Raw genomic sequence first — 12,602 nt, 5'->3', positions numbered from 1 at the left:
CATACTTATAGAGCTGAGGTAATAGATTGAAAGTGAATGCGATAGGATGAATCTATGGGAATACCCTATGGGTCACAGCCGACAAATTTTAATCCTCTGTAAACTATTAGTTTACAGAGGATTTTTTATTTTCCGATTTAATTGAGAATTTGGCTTGAGAACCTAGGAGGTACCTTCTCAAGAGCAATCGGACCAGACCCTTGAAAAAGACAATCCTGAATCAGCTCATCAATGTATTATGGACGGCCATCGGCGTTGCTCCCCTAGTGATATACTGGGTGAAATCAGAGAAAAGTTTATATATCGTATTGGGTTGTCTCACCTTAAGTATGATTTTTGGTTTTTTGCCCGATGGTTTTTACGGTAAATTTCAATTGAGTCCCCGGCGGAAATTCTATGAAAAAATAGGGATAAAAACGATAGGAAATTTCACGCAAAACGGCGGTGTCGTCAATCGGATAACGTCGGCAGATGGACGAACTGGCTGGAAGAGGGATTTCTTCAGGGGTTACCACAAGACAATCGCACTATATGAGCGGTTCCATTGTATTGGGTTCGTCTTTTCTTCTCTGACCTGTTTACTCGCTCTGCTTGATCAGTTTTATCTACTGGCTGTTCTGGTGTTCCTTGCGAATGCAGTTTATAACCTACTTCCGATCCTGCTCCAACAATACAATAAGGTAAGGCTTCGCAATATAGGACAAACAGGTAGGTAATTATCTGAAATAGGGAAGGTACGTCAGAGGGTACCCCGGTACAGGGAAGGCCAGTTGCCGTATAATTGGATTTGAGTTTCAGTACCATTGGGTAAACGGATCGAAAGTTGTTTTGTAGCGTTCGGCTTTTGGAATGAATCCACCGCCAACACGACAATCGAACCATTTTTTACCACTGAAAATACAAAAGGATGCCGTAGTTTGGCCGAAACCACGGCCTGGTCAACGGTTGGTTTGTGCCAGGTACCGCCTACTTTATAAGCCAGGTCCTGTTTTTTTCCACCCACCAGTACGTCTTCAACCTGCTTGGCCATCCAGTTGCCCAGAGCATAAAACTCGGTGGGGTAGTCCCAGTAGCGGGGTGCTTCCGGTCCCGGACTGCGGCGCAAGTTCGTCACGCTTGCCTTGCCATCGGCCGGATACCACTGGTACCCTTCGGGTTTTTGGGCATTGAGCTGATAGTTGTTTACCCCAGCGCCCCATGCCTGGCTGTCGTGCCATAAATAATACCCATCCGACTCGATCAGTGAGAAAAGGGACATGGCCAACGCCTGGCTGGCAGGCATTGTCACCAGCTGATCAAACTGAATCTCACCAGCAGGAGCGGAGGTTTTTACATTCCAGGGTACTGAGGGATCATCAAATAAGGGCATGTACCGATTCCAGGCGAACCAAATGGTTTTGTTATTTTTTTGGGAAGGAAACAGGCGGTTGATGCGGGCGGTATGGATGGCCGAGAGCAGGAGGTAATTATTAGGCGTAATACCTTCCGGATCGCCGCTGAAAAAACTTTTGGGATAGACGTCGACGGGTGAAATCGAAAGATAGTCGGAAAGACGCTCCCCGCTGGACAAGGGTTCAAAATTATGATAGGTAGGGGTAGGATTCTGGTACTCTGCACTGAAAGAAGAAAGTCCGGTGCTGAGCTTATCGAAGAAACTGGGGTTGTGATAAGCGGCCCCGCCCCAGTAATCGAAAATCTGCATGGAAGGTACCCGTTCTTTAAGCCGTTTGGAAAACCAGACCAGACGTTCCCGGATGGCGGGCGAATAGTCGCGGTTCCAGAACTCGAAATCATAAGCGTACACCCCCGAAGGGTACACGCCATCAGCCAATTTTTCTACCTCAGCCCGCGAAAGCCCCGAAAACCAAGCCTCATTCTTATCTTTAAAATAACCGGGTGGTTCGGTCCAGTGGGTTTTCTGGGGCGGTACGGTTTCCTCCCAACGCGGGAGATGCGTAACCCCCCGCTCGAAATAGTTGCTGGGGGGTACCCCGGCATTCAGCCGGTACTGCATTACCAGTTTTCCTGGTATAGGTTCGAATTTGGGAAATTGGGTGTCGAACTGAACGTTAAAAGTACGAGAAAGTCCAAACCAGTCAGGAATAGGAACGGGAGTAAGGGTCGAAGCGGTATGTTTTTGGTTAGGTAACTTATCGATCCAGACATTTTGTTGACGTATGGTACGATTCCGCAGCTTGTTCCACCATTCCTGGTAGGGCGCATCGATCCAGCAGGCGATCACAGAATACAGGTAGCCCGGCTTTATTTCCAGACCGTTCTCGAGCCCGTCTACAATGATATTATCAATCAGATACACCCGGTTGCGCCCGTCCTGGTAGTTGGCGAAATCCTTCAAATAAAGTTTGCCATTTTCTTCCACAGGTCGCACGTCCAACATGAGGTCCTCACTACCCTGCCTAATCCAAAGCGCATGAGATAGAATCTCCCGGGCTTTTTGGGCATTAAAATCAAATTCAGCGGAGGCTACACATTCCGAACTGTTTTCACTGACGATCCGGATGGTAGCCGGTCCATCGGACAACCGGAGATCAGGTAGCGTAAGCCAGATGCCCGCCCGGTGAGGTACCTTCCTGAACTGGAATTTTTGCCCTTTTTGCGTGATCTCAACGGTATACGGGGCAAGTCCCCCCTGGGCGGCGTACAACTCGAATTGCATTTCGCGCCCGATCTGTTTGTAATGCCGGATGGTAAGATTGCAAGCCGGATTATTGGCTAGCATGCGGACCTCCGGGAAGGCTTCCGATTGGCCGATGTAAGCAACTGAGGTAGTGGGTCCAAACCTCTTCCAAGCCCAGGTACCCGTAGCCGCCAACAGCGCAAACGCGAATATGATAAGAGAATAAGGGTACCTGAGCAATTTATACGACATTAGGAGGGAACATGCGAAGCCCTTACCACCAACGGTAAAATAAGCCTACAGTGGCATTGAGTTGACTTACGCCTTTATCCACGTAATCGTAGTTCAGGGAGGTCTGATTGTACTTTACCCGTACATCCGCCCCGAAATTACCATCTTTTTTGAAAAGAAATTTTGCCCCGGCCGCTGCTCCGTAAGTAAGTTTTACCGATTGTTGCTGATTGGCCAAATTGCCGTAATAAAGCGTGTAATCCAGCAAATTGGCCCCGGCGGCTAATTGAACGTAGGGACGGATGGGAGCATTTGTACCCGCAAAGTAGTAACTCGCTACACCCTGAATGGGCATCATGTCCAGGGTTCTGGTCTGAACGGCCGATACTTCCTGCCCGCCCAGATTATATAAAGCCCGCGGCATTTTCTGGGAAAAGAAGGTCTTGCCGACCTCCACCCCAATCGAAACTGGTTTCTGGAAGATCCAATCAAGGGCCAGCGAATAATTCTTAATCGTGGATTTATCAATATAAGCGTCAGAAAATGGACCCATGGGAATCGCCGCCCCACCCCGTACGGTCAGATGGTAGTGGGAGTAGCGTTCAAAAGGAGTGGGAAGATTATAAAGTTGCGGTTGTTGCTGGGCTATAGCGCTCAGGCTTACGCCAAGAAGAACCAATGAATTTATCAGGAATTTCATGAAACTTTTTAGTCTGTAAATAAGTGAATTAGCATCGGAGGATTCAGTAGAGCCCCGGCTTAATTGATTTTGAGATACTGGGATTGGTTGAAAACGGACTGAATCACGCCATCGATGTACTCTGCATCAAAGAGGCCACTGCCCCGAATTTCAGCATTCCAGATCACATTCAATTTTTTGTTTTGATCATCCGGATTTTTGAAATCCAGCATTTCCATGTACCAGTAATTTTCCTGGGTTTGGTAGTAGCTATAAGTAGACGGATAACCGTACCCATAGCCCGAACCATATCCGTAGCCGTACCCGCCGCCCCAATAGCTACCGGCGTAGGGCGACAAAGGTTGGGATACCACATTAAGATAAGCATTGCGCACCTGGGCTACATTGATACCCACATCAGGATTATCCTTCGGGCTTACATACGTATAGCCCAGATTTTCCATGCTACGGGCCACACTGGTCAGGAACTGGATGTCAAGGTCGGTTAGGGAGGCCCCATTGCCCTGGTTGCCCACTACCAGCACCGAATCGAGGATACTGAAGGTTTTGAATTGTTTGAAATTGACGGATTCGTCGTGGTTGGTGATAAATACCTGCGAATCTTCCACCGAAAGATCTTTCAGCGGATCATTGTTACAGGCGGTCAAAAAGCCAATCAAGCTGGCTAACGCGAATATTTTACGGTATTTCATTGATTGTTTATTATTGGATATGTACTACGTTAACGATTTTTTACCTAAAAACATTTTACACAAGCCCGTAGCTGTACCCAGAGTAGGGTAGTTCTATTTCACCTGAAAGGAACAAAGTCGTGTTGTTACATTGTAACACTGAATGCCTGGTAAACAATTTCATGCGGTGTAACGTTGGGTTGCTTTAGGATTGATTCATTCTGGCCGGGAATGGTTGGAAGAAAAGATGAAATAAAAGTGCCTCATGTTAAAAATTGCCTATGGTACCTGGTACGCCCATCCATTGCCCGAAGGTCATCGGTTTCCTATGCTCAAGTACGAGTTGATTCCCGAACAGCTGGTACGGGAAGGTACCTGTACCGAAGATAATTTCTTTGAACCAGGCCCATTGGACGAACAATGGATCGTAGGCGTACACGACGAGACTTATTGGAAAAACCTCAAAACGCTAAACCTTTCCCCGCGTATGGTACGCAGCATCGGCTTTCCCCTGAGTGCCGAACTTGTATACCGGGAAACATTCATTGCCCAGGGTACAATCGAATGCTGCCATCATGCGCTTGCGCAAGGCATTGCGCTGAACGTGGCAGGAGGTACCCACCACGCCTACCCCGACAGGGGAGAGGGTTTCTGTCTACTGAACGACGTAGGTATTGCAGCTCATTATTTGCTAACCCAGCGGCTCGCCCGGCGGATTCTGATCATCGACCTGGATGTGCACCAGGGCAATGGTACCGCCGTGATGTTTCAGCGCGAACCCCGGGTTTTTACATTTTCGATGCATGGGCGTGACAATTATCCCCTTCGGAAAGAAACTTCCGATCTCGATATTCCATTGCCAACAGGTACCCCGGATGAGAAGTACCTGGCCCTAGTGGCCGAAACACTCCCTGCCCTGTTTAGAAGCCATCAACCCGATTTTGCTTTTTTTGTGGCGGGGGTAGATATTCTGGAAACCGATAAACTGGGACACCTGGCCGTTTCGCGCGAGGGTTGCCGGGAACGCGATAGGCTGGTACTGGAGCAATGCCGACAGGCACAGGTACCCCTGGTGGTAACCATGGGCGGGGGGTACTCCGTGAGGCTGGCCGATGTGGTCGAAGCCCATTGTAATACTTTCAGGCTGGCCCAGGCGATGTTTTTTTAGAAAAGGTGCGGGTTATGGGAAAAAAAGTTTAAATTTTGCCCTGAAAACCCTTTTTTACCCATGCAACTATCCCTGGTAGAACTGTTTCCGGAACTGAATAAAGGCTTGTTTCTGGATATTTTTGCCAAAATGACCCTTGACCCACGCACCCGTAAACCTACCCTGACGACCCTGAATGGGCAGCGGGTACCTGGTGATTTCAAGATCCGTTGCCAGCACAAGTACATCGGCCAGTTTCCCGAAGGTACCATTTACAAACTGGATGTCAGACTGGTGAACTATAAAAAGGGGAAACCCTATTTTTCAGCGGTCCAAAACCGACGCATCCAGCGAGCCCTTGAATTCTTTGATCATAATATGCGGATTCAGCGAGGGTTTTCTCCAGCTGTAAGCGTGTCTACCCGCATGCTTCAAAGAAGAGTGGAGTTGGGATAACCCTATCTTTCAAATTATTCATCCCGAACTTATGCTTCAATTGCCAGTTCCCACTTCGCATCTGATGATCCATTCCCTTCGACTTGGGCCTGGAAAAGATTTGAAAGCCGATCTGGAAAAATTTGCTAAAGAGTATGCGGTGGAGGCGGGCTTTGTGTTGACCTGCGTCGGAAGTCTTACCCATGCCGAAATCCGGCTGGCCAATCAAGAGCAGGGACAAACGTACCGTGGATTCTTCGAAATTGTTTCCCTCGTAGGTACCTTATCCATAAATGGTTCGCATATCCATATTTCAGTTTCGGATTCTAGCGGCTATACTACGGGAGGGCATTTGCTGGAAGGTTGTAAGGTTTATACCACCGCAGAACTTGTTTTGGGCGTATTGCCCGAGGTAGTTTACAAACGGGAGCCTGACTCACAAAGTGGCCATAACGAGCTTACGATTTATCCCAAAAAACCGTAAAAAAGCAAAGCGGCGATCCTTATTCGGATCGCCGCTTTGCTTTTTGAGAAAAGGTGGTATTCCTAGCCAGCCATCGAAAAGGCAGGTACCTTCCGTTTGACCAGTTCATAAGTGCCAAAAAGTACGGCTGAGAAAAAGAGGTCTCCCATAACCGTATTCAGAAAAAGGTTACCGAATACGTCCTGCTGGTAGAACTGCAGGGCCGCCACATAGCAGGCACCGAGTCCGGCAAGGGTCTGCGGATAAAAACCCGATGCCCCGTACCACACCGCGAAGTTGGTAATAAGAAAAAACAAAACGGAAGAAAGAAGGGCACTACCAAAGACCCTTCCTACGGTGATTTTCTGCAAAACGCCCATTCCAATCCCGACAGTCAGGATAAATGCCAGGTAAACCGCCCACATGGAATCATGAAAACCAATGATCAAATCACTGATTAGCATGGCTGACAACGGCACCAGAAATGCCAGGTACTTACGAGAAAAATGAGCGCCCCCAAATAGAGCAATGGCTCCAATCGGTGTGAAATTGAACGGGTGGGGCACCAGCCGGCTCAAAGCGGCGGCCAATATGATGGATGATAGCGTTGCAATTCGGAGGTTGTCAATTTTCATAGCGTACTGAACTGATTTGGTTTTCCTGGGGCAAATATACAATACTGTCTTCTTGCAGCAAAATAACCCCAGAGTGCTAATTGATGATGATGGCCTTGATTTCCGACTGGCGGGCGGCCTGGTTAAAGGCCGGAACATCCCGATTGATAATTTCGGATAATTGGTTTAGATGCACATCGATTCGCTTCGACAAGTCCTCGAATGCCGTGTACGACGATTTCGTAGGCCGAGTCTCCCCAGAAAGAACTACCGTTTTTACCCCCGCCAGCTTGTCGTTGAGCTGGATCGGAAAATTGAGGGCATCCTGACCGGCTTTTGATTTCGGTTGCATGAGTGCATTCTCAATCGTATCGAGACCCTCCAACATAGGCTTGGCCAGTTCTTTCAATCGTTTGCTTTCCGTAGAATCCTTGACCGAAGCAATGTGGGCATCTACCTGCTTGCGGATACTCCGCAGCTTGTTGATTCCTTTGTGGGTCTCGGAAAGTTTGTCGTTAATTTTCATAGCAAGGTCAAACTGCTCGCGGAATTCGGCATCAGACGTTTTGACACGCGGATCTTTTACTATTTGGAATTCCTGTTTGCCCACCAGCTTGTCGCCGTGATACAGGTGTACCTGATAGGTACCTGGCACCGCTTTGGGGCCCACCACGGAGCCCGACCACATGATATTGGTACCGTCTACGGCCGTGGCATCGGCATAGCGCATATCCCACACGAATACGTTTGTACCCGAAAGGGCGGGAAGCGTACCCGGCCGGGAAACCGTTTCGTCGGTATAAAACTCCTTAGCAATTTTCAGGGGCTTGCCTTTTTTATCGGTCCGGCTCGAATAGCTTATCACGGTATCGCCATCCATCGTCAGAAAGTGCATTTTAAGCTCGTCAGGCGGCGTTTTCTTAAAGTAGTAGCGAACTACTACGCCATTTGCCGCATTTTCTCCCGCCGTCGGAACTTCCTCTTTGCGTACCCCCCCGCTCATACGATAGGCATGGCCGGGCTTGAAAAGGTGTTCGTCGGCCTGAGCTACTTCGTCATTCAGTTGGTAAAGTGGGGTGATATCGTCCAAAATCCAGAACGACCGTCCATGGGTAGCTACCACCAGATCATTTTCCCGCTTTTGTATCACCAGGTCGTGAATCGGCGTAGTGGGTAGGTTCAATTGTAGCGGTTGCCAGGAATTCCCCCCGTTGAAGGAGGTCCAAACCCCCTGTTCGGTACCCGCATACAACAGGTCTTTCCGGGTAGGATCTTCCCGGATTACCCGCGTGAATTGGTCGCTGGGAATACCGTTGGTGATCGATTTCCAGGTTTTTCCATAATCGGTGGATTTCAGGAGGTAGGGTTTGAAATCGTTCAGCTTGTAGCGGGTAGCGGCCAGATAGACCGTAGCCGGATCGTGTGGCGAAACCTCGACAATGCTCATCAGCGCAAACTCGGGCAACAGAGAAGATTTTGGCGTGATGTTTTCCCAGTTCTTGCCATTATCTCTACTGATGTGTATAAGCCCATCGTCGGAGGCGGCATAAAAAACACCTTTTTCGAGCGGTGATTCAGCAAAGGCAAAGATCGTCGCGTAGGTTTCAACACCCGTATTGTCTTTACTGATGGGGCCGCCACTGGCTCCCATCGTGGTAGAATCGTGTCGGGTAAGATCGGGACTGATTTTCTCCCAACTGTGCCCGCGATCCATGGACTTATGAACATACTGGGAAGTTACGTATAGGGCGTTGGGATCGTGAGGGGAAAACATGATCGGGTAGGTCCATTGAAAGCGGTACTCGCGGGAATCCGACCCATGACCCATGTAGAATTCGGGGTACACATTGATCAGCTGTTCTTCTTCCGTTTTCTTGTTATAGATACTTAGGTACCCATCATAGCTACCTCCATAGGTGATGTCCGGATTGAGGGGATCTTCCACCACATAACCCGATTCGCCGCCCGCTACCGGCCACCAGTCTTTGTCGGTGATGGAATAACCGGAGGTACGGCTGGGAATGCGGACCGTACTGTTGTCCTGCTGGGCTCCGTATATGTTGTAAGGGAATTCGTTGTCGGTATGGACATGGTAAAATTGGGCCGTGGGAAAGTCCAGTTCGGTAAAGGTACCCCCCCCGTTAAAGGTGACTTCGCCGCCCCCGTCATCGCCGATAATAAAATTGTCGCTGTTGTCGGGATTGATCCAGATGTCGTGGGTGTCCCCATGGTGAACTTCTATTTCCTTGAAAGTCTTGCCGCCATCAAAAGACTTCCACGCATTTACGTTGAGTACGATGAGGCCATTCTCATTTTTTGGATCGGCGGCCAGATTCATATAGTACCAGGGTCGTTGTTTCAAAAAAGCCTCTTCATTGACCAGTTTCCAGGTAGCGCCGGCGTCATCCGAGGTGTAGAGACCTCCCTTTTGTTGATTTTCGATCATGGCATACAACCGATCGGAATTGACGGGCGATACCGAAATACCGATTTTTCCTAAGAGACCCTTGGGCATACCGGGGTTTTTAGAAATGTCTTTCCAGGTTTCGCCCCCATCCGTTGATTTGTAGAGTCCGCTGCCGGTACCTCCACTGCTCATCGAAAAATGATTGCGATAGGCCTGCCACATAGCCGCGTACAACACATTCGCGTTATTGGGATCGAGCTTGACATCGACGGCGCCTGTGCTGTCATTCTTGGCCAGTACCAGTTTCCAGGTTCCCCCCCCGTTCGTTGATTTATAAACGCCCCGCTCGAGATTGGGACCAAAAATGTTACCCATGGCGGCTACATACACCAGATCGGGGTTGTCGGGATGAATCTGAATGGCTCCAATGGCACTGGCCTTGACCAAACCGATGTGTTTCCAGGTTTTGCCGGCATCGGTTGATTTGTACAGGCCGTCACCGTATGAAATGTTGCCCCGAATATCGGTTTCGCCCGTGCCCGCAAAAACGATATTGGGATTGGAGGAGGACACGGCAATGGCCCCGACCGAACTGGCTTTAAAAGTGGAATCCGAACTTGAAAACCAGTTATTGCCTCCATCCAGACTTTTCCAGACACCGCCGCCCATAGCGCCAAAATAGTAGGTGTGGGGTTGGCCTTTGACCCCGCTCACGGCAATGGATCGCCCCCCCTGAAGGGACCGATATTGCGCCACCGCAAGCCTTTCAAAAGGCTATTTTCAAAGGTAGGGGAGGGCCGTTCGGAAGACGTACTGGTTTTTTTTTCTTTTTTCTGTGCATGTGAGGGACTTGAGCCCAGCACATAAAGGGCTCCTAAAATGAGGAAAAAGCTCATTTTTCCGGCGCGAAGGTACCGATGCTGCATAACGATTAGGTTGGTTAAGAAATGAAAGCGTGCTAAAAATAGAAATAGTTACCAAGACAACCAAGTATTATCATCCACCGCAACTAGCCCATCCATTCAAGTCTTTGCGTGTAAGGTAAGCCGTTAGCATATTTTGTTCAATTATTTTAATGACCGGTGAATTATTCTGGTATATTTTTTATTAATTCAAGATATTTGCAACTCTACGCATCACCACATGGAAACAAAAGAAGAACTACTGAGAATCATTGACCTCTTGAATGATACCTATGAAAGTGAGCAAGCCTGGCATGGCCCATCAGTGGTAGAGGTACTTAGAGGTGTTTCACCCAAACTGGCCGATAAAAGGATCAGCCCCTCAACCCATACAATTGCCGAACTCGTTTTCCATATGACCACCTGGCGGATTTTTGCAGTCCGAAAGCTACAGGGCGATGCCAGCTTTGATATTAAAACCAAAGAAAAAAACTGGAAAACATTTGCATTAGTTGATGAGTTTGAATGGGAAACCCTGCAAATGGAGCTAAGTTTGTCCCAGGAGGAATTGATAAGCGAACTAGAGAAGCGGGACAGTGATGCATTTCTGGATCAAATTGTGCCGGGGCGCGATTATTCGTATTATACCCTATTGCACGGCCTGATAAACCATGACTTGTATCATGCGGGTCAAATCGCGCTTATTAAAAAAGGGTTAAGTTCCAGCGCATTTCAAGACGATAATTTGGAAGATTTGGAAGATAGTGGTACTTTTGGAGAAAATTTTGAGCAATACAATTAATATTTACTACCCTTCCTTGTATTTCTGATCAGAAAAGATATTAAATTGCATTAAAGATAAAGTTCAACCTGCTAGGGTTGTGCTTTTAATGGTGTGGATATATGTCGGAAAGCCATTCGAAATTTCGGATGGCTTTTTTGTATGGGCATGCATTTAAAAGTACACTTCTCCGTATTCCTCTGCTAATCTTCCCTTATTATTTTAATCCTATTTTAATCCCCACTTAATCTGACTTTAACGCAGCAGTGTGTGTTTTGTAAAGGAAAACGTACAAATTCAGTGGGTTAGATTTAATTGCCTGATACTGATGCGAATGGAGTAGGACGTACACGGAGAAGTTAATGAATCGTGTGACTAAAAATCCAGATTGCCCTGTGACGATTGCAGGTGAGAGAGAAAATAATTTGTTAGAGCGTACTTAAACTGAGGAAAAGGCTTGGGGTGATCCAATGAAAGAACAAGCAGCGACTCCCAAAATGTCAGCAGGGAAAGAGGAACTGTTAGCTCTAATAAGATTTAGTTGAGTTGTGTTAATAGTGGTTAAAGTGGCCTTGCGTCTGCAAGGCCACTTTTTATATTTTCCAACGGGTATTTTGGTAAAGCTTCAGGTGCTTCTTTTCGAATATACTCGATTAACTTTTCCCGGACTTCGCAGCGTAGATCAAAGGCATCAGAGGCATTATGCGCCGACATGATAGTCCGCACCACCATATATTGATCACGGGTATCAGTCACCTGAAGGGCGGCAGTCTCACCATCCCAAAGGGAACTCTCGTCTAGGATGGTCTTAAAAGCGGAACGAAGCTTATCAACGGGGGCGTGAAAGTCGAGTGAAAAAAGGGCAGACCCAATAATGCTTGAATCATTCCGAGTCCAGTTTTGGTACGAGTTTTCCACGAAGTAGGTGATGGGTAGTATCATCCGTCGTAAATCCCAGAGCTTCACAACCACATACGTCAAATTAATTTCTTCAATACGCCCCCATTCATTTTCTACAATGACCACATCCTCGATTTTGATGGGTTGAGTGAAGGCAATCTGAATACCGGCTAGCAAATTGGCAATGGTTTTTTGGGCGGCAAAACCGACAATTACACTGACGATTCCGGCGGAGGTAAGTATCCCGAGGCCAAACTCCCGTCCCTGGCGGAAGCTTAATAGCAATAATGAAACGGATACGATCAGGACGGCAATGACGACGAGCCGCTTGATAAACTTCACTTTTGTGAAAAGTTTCCGTTCCTGAAGATTGTTTGTTTTGTTTAAATCGAGTTGATTCAGGATCAGTCGCTCAAAAATGGTTATGATGCGAATGGTCAGCCAGGTACTTATCGCGATCAACAGAACTTTACTCAGGCTGTACACCAGCACACTTTCCCTGGCTCGAATAAACCGGTTGTTTGCTACCAGAGTGAGAAAAAGGGCCGGGAAAAAGAAGTACAGCACATGGGTGATGCTGGAATAAATGGTTCTGAATACTTGCCTGTCATTCCGACTGGAAAGGTAGCGCAGTAACCGGATGATAACCCAGCCCGTTAGGACACCCGCAACCAGAGCAAGGGCAAGTATTTGCCAGTACTGGATTTTCATAG

11 protein-coding genes are annotated in these 12,602 nt (G+C 47.9%); 5 read left to right on the top strand and 6 right to left on the bottom strand.

The features are described from left to right. The first annotated feature begins 200 nt into the window (after positions 1–200). Positions 201–716 (top strand): glycosyl-4,4'-diaponeurosporenoate acyltransferase CrtO family protein, encoded by a 516-nt coding sequence (locus GBK04_RS25035; protein ID WP_152764477.1) that lies wholly within the window; start codon positions 201–203, stop codon positions 714–716. A gap of 23 nt (positions 717–739) precedes the next feature. On the opposite strand, the gene GBK04_RS25030 is transcribed toward GBK04_RS25035, so the two are convergent. The 3 genes from GBK04_RS25030 to GBK04_RS25020 are packed head-to-tail and all read right to left on the bottom strand — an operon-like array spanning position 740 to position 4,261. Then, positions 740–2,890, bottom strand: a complete 2,151-nt coding sequence (locus GBK04_RS25030) for a hypothetical protein (protein ID WP_373331326.1) — start codon at positions 2,888–2,890, stop codon at positions 740–742. Between the two features lie 22 nt (positions 2,891–2,912). Beyond that, positions 2,913–3,569, bottom strand: a complete 657-nt coding sequence (locus GBK04_RS25025; protein WP_152764475.1) for an opacity family porin — start codon at positions 3,567–3,569, stop codon at positions 2,913–2,915. 59 nt (positions 3,570–3,628) lie between these two features. Next, on the bottom strand, positions 3,629–4,261 hold the full coding sequence (locus GBK04_RS25020) for a DUF4136 domain-containing protein (RefSeq protein WP_152764473.1): 633 nt from the start codon (positions 4,259–4,261) through the stop codon (positions 3,629–3,631). A 244-nt stretch (positions 4,262–4,505) separates the two neighbouring features. Between GBK04_RS25020 and GBK04_RS25015 the strand changes: the two genes are divergently transcribed. From GBK04_RS25015 to GBK04_RS25005, 3 genes are read left to right on the top strand one after another with little or no spacing between them, the layout of a single operon-like run. Then, complete coding sequence (locus GBK04_RS25015) at positions 4,506–5,408, top strand: histone deacetylase family protein (protein ID WP_152764471.1); 903 nt, start codon at positions 4,506–4,508, stop codon at positions 5,406–5,408. A 60-nt stretch (positions 5,409–5,468) separates the two neighbouring features. After that, positions 5,469–5,843 (top strand): hypothetical protein, encoded by a 375-nt coding sequence (locus tag GBK04_RS25010; protein ID WP_152764469.1) that lies wholly within the window; start codon positions 5,469–5,471, stop codon positions 5,841–5,843. 31 nt (positions 5,844–5,874) lie between these two features. Further along, complete coding sequence (locus GBK04_RS25005; protein WP_152764467.1) at positions 5,875–6,306, top strand: PPC domain-containing DNA-binding protein; 432 nt, start codon at positions 5,875–5,877, stop codon at positions 6,304–6,306. Positions 6,307–6,368: 62 nt separating this feature from the next. Here the strand turns inward: GBK04_RS25005 and GBK04_RS25000 are convergent, their stop codons facing one another. Beyond that, positions 6,369–6,920, bottom strand: a complete 552-nt coding sequence (locus tag GBK04_RS25000) for a DUF6580 family putative transport protein (RefSeq protein ID WP_152764465.1) — start codon at positions 6,918–6,920, stop codon at positions 6,369–6,371. 76 nt (positions 6,921–6,996) lie between these two features. Continuing rightward, positions 6,997–10,062 (bottom strand): WD40/YVTN/BNR-like repeat-containing protein, encoded by a 3,066-nt coding sequence (locus GBK04_RS24995; RefSeq protein WP_373331325.1) that lies wholly within the window; start codon positions 10,060–10,062, stop codon positions 6,997–6,999. Positions 10,063–10,449: 387 nt separating this feature from the next. Between GBK04_RS24995 and GBK04_RS24990 the strand changes: the two genes are divergently transcribed. Beyond that, entirely contained in the window at positions 10,450–11,010 is a 561-nt protein-coding gene (locus tag GBK04_RS24990) for a DinB family protein (RefSeq protein WP_152764463.1), read from the top strand. A 540-nt stretch (positions 11,011–11,550) separates the two neighbouring features. On the opposite strand, the gene GBK04_RS24985 is transcribed toward GBK04_RS24990, so the two are convergent. Continuing rightward, on the bottom strand, positions 11,551–12,600 hold the full coding sequence (locus GBK04_RS24985) for a mechanosensitive ion channel family protein (protein ID WP_152764461.1): 1,050 nt from the start codon (positions 12,598–12,600) through the stop codon (positions 11,551–11,553). Positions 12,601–12,602 lie beyond the last annotated feature (2 nt).

Origin of the sequence: Salmonirosea aquatica (genome assembly GCF_009296315.1) — a bacterium.
Lineage (GTDB): Bacteria > Bacteroidota > Bacteroidia > Cytophagales > Spirosomataceae > Salmonirosea > Salmonirosea aquatica.
This window is presented reverse-complemented; position numbering and strand designations above follow the sequence as displayed.

Bases quoted from the DNA above. Each gene is read 5' to 3' on its own strand.
- GBK04_RS25030 (WP_373331326.1), bottom strand. From the start codon at position 2,890: ATGTCGTATAAATTGCTCAGGTACCCTTATTCTCTTATCATATTCGCG.
- GBK04_RS25025 (WP_152764475.1), bottom strand. From the start codon at position 3,569: ATGAAATTCCTGATAAATTCATTGGTTCTTCTTGGCGTAAGCCTGAGC.
- GBK04_RS25020 (WP_152764473.1), bottom strand. From the start codon at position 4,261: ATGAAATACCGTAAAATATTCGCGTTAGCCAGCTTGATTGGCTTTTTG.
- GBK04_RS25015 (WP_152764471.1), top strand. From the start codon at position 4,506: ATGTTAAAAATTGCCTATGGTACCTGGTACGCCCATCCATTGCCCGAA.
- GBK04_RS25010 (WP_152764469.1), top strand. From the start codon at position 5,469: ATGCAACTATCCCTGGTAGAACTGTTTCCGGAACTGAATAAAGGCTTG.
- GBK04_RS25005 (WP_152764467.1), top strand. From the start codon at position 5,875: ATGCTTCAATTGCCAGTTCCCACTTCGCATCTGATGATCCATTCCCTT.
- GBK04_RS25000 (WP_152764465.1), bottom strand. From the start codon at position 6,920: ATGAAAATTGACAACCTCCGAATTGCAACGCTATCATCCATCATATTG.
- GBK04_RS24990 (WP_152764463.1), top strand. From the start codon at position 10,450: ATGGAAACAAAAGAAGAACTACTGAGAATCATTGACCTCTTGAATGAT.
- GBK04_RS24985 (WP_152764461.1), bottom strand. From the start codon at position 12,600: ATGAAAATCCAGTACTGGCAAATACTTGCCCTTGCTCTGGTTGCGGGT.